Consider the following 1077-nt stretch of genomic DNA (forward strand, 5'->3'; position numbering starts at 1 on the left):
CCGGAAAAGTTCCCACCACACGGGTCCTGCGGCGGATCTCCCGGTTCAGCCGTTCAATTACATTGTTGGTACGGATCCGCGTCCAATGCTCATCGGGAAAATCACAGTAAGTCAGCGTTTCCTCGACACTGTCCTCCACCTTCTTGGCGGCCTCTCTCAGTTTCATTTCTCTCAGCTGGGCTACCACAGCTTTGGCCTTTTCGCGGGCGGCCTTCTTGCTCTCCTGGGCGTGGATCGCCTTGAGCATCTTAGCCACTAATTTCACCTTGGAGCGAGGAACAACGGAAAACACATTGCGGTAAAAATGGACCGTACAGCGCTGGTATTTGGCCTCAGGAAACACTTCTCCCGCGGCTTCCAGCATCCCCAGACACTTGTCTCCGACAATGAGTTTTACGCCATCCAGACCACGGCCTTTGAGCCACTGGAAGAAATTGACCCAGCTGGCCTTGTCTTCTTTCATACCCTCGGCAGCGCCTAAAACCTCACGGTACCCGTCCTCGTTTACCGCAATTGCCACCAAAATTGCGACATTTTCATACTCTCCGCCCCAGTTTCGCCGCAGGTAGATGCCGTCCACATAGACGTACGGATACTTGCCTCCCTGCAGAGGACGGTTCCGCCAATCCTCAATGTGGACATAAGCTTTCTTGTTTAACTCACTGATGGTGGCTGGAGATACCTTGCTGCCCCACAGAGCCTCGGTAATATCTTCTACCCGGCGTACGGAAACACCGGCAAGGTACATCTCGATGAGCGCTTCCTCCACGCTGCTTTCCCGGCGGCGATACCGCTCAATGATGGCTGTTTCAAAAGAGACACCCTTGAGGCGGGGCACATGGAGTGTGACATCTCCGGAGGTAGTGGTAAGGTTCCGGTCATAGTGGCCGCTGCGGTAGCCCTGGCGGGCCTCATTTCGCTCGTAGCGGGCAGCCTGGGTCAGCTTCTCCGCCTCCTGCTCCAGCAGTTCGTTCAGCGTCTCTTCTACGCTGCCTCGGACCAGTTCTTTTAGTTGGCCCTTGATTACTTCCTCGTTTAGCTGTACAATTTTCTCAGACATGGTTTACAGACTCCTTT

General features: G+C 54.6%; 1 protein-coding gene. It reads right to left on the reverse strand.

Features of this window, described 5'->3' with window-relative positions; genetic code table 11:
- On the reverse strand, positions 1-1060 hold a 1060-nt coding region (locus ACTQ3V_RS15610), incomplete at its 3' end, for an IS256 family transposase (RefSeq protein WP_441468292.1).
- Between the last annotated feature and the right edge of the window lie 17 nt (positions 1061-1077).

This window comes from Candidatus Agathobaculum pullicola (genome assembly GCF_052117205.1).
Taxonomy (GTDB): domain Bacteria; phylum Bacillota; class Clostridia; order Oscillospirales; family Butyricicoccaceae; genus Agathobaculum; species Agathobaculum pullicola.